This is a genomic window from Candidatus Hydrogenedentota bacterium, assembly GCA_016791475.1.
Classification (GTDB): Bacteria; Hydrogenedentota; Hydrogenedentia; order Hydrogenedentales; family JAEUWI01; genus JAEUWI01.
Genome location: JAEUWI010000205.1, coordinates 1 through 747 on the forward strand (window position 1 = coordinate 1; position 747 = coordinate 747).

Consider the following 747-nt stretch of genomic DNA (forward strand, 5'->3'; position numbering starts at 1 on the left):
GTAATGGCCCGCATCCGCAGTATCAAGCCCGAGTTCTGGACGAGCGAACAAATCGCCGAATGTTCGCCGAACGCTCGACTACTGTTCATCGGCATGTGGTCGTTCTGCGACGACTACGGCGTTCATCCTGCATCGTGCGCTCGTCTGAAGATGGAGGTTTTCCCTGCTGACGCCATCAGTACGGATGACGTTCGGCGAATGGTCGCCGAACTTACGGCGAATGGACTGCTTGCGGAGTACGAAGTCGATGGAACCCGCTACTGGTATGTGACAGGCTGGGATAAGCACCAAAAACCGGACACGAAAACGGGCAAATATCCTCGTCCTGATGGGAGCGTAGGACAGAAAGTTCGTCGCACAGCAGCCGAACATTCGGCGAATGTCCGCCGAACGGACGCCGACCATTCACCCCCGGAGAAGGAGAAGGAGAAGGAGAAGGAGAAGGATGATATTGGCGCTGATGACGCAGCCTCCAAATCCAAACCTTCTCGCAAGGCTTGCCAACTTCCTGCCGACTTTGAGCCGAACGACACGGGTAAGGCGCTTGCTGCAAAACATGGCCTTGACCTTGACGCCGAGCTTCGTCGATTTACGGACCATCACCTAGCCAAGGGAACGACGTTCAAGGACTGGCAAGCCGCATTCCGCACATGGCTAGGGAATGCGGAGCGGTGGGGCGTGAAGTCGCAGCAACAGCCCTCTGCAAAACCCGATTGGATGGCGGGGGTGCTATGAGCCTGGAAGCCC

General features: G+C 57.2%; 1 protein-coding gene. It reads left to right on the forward strand.

What is annotated here, in order from left to right; all coding sequences use genetic code 11:
• The coding region (locus tag JNK74_28720) for a hypothetical protein (GenBank protein ID MBL7650168.1) at positions 1-735 on the forward strand (735 nt) is incomplete at its 5' end.
• Positions 736-747 lie beyond the last annotated feature (12 nt).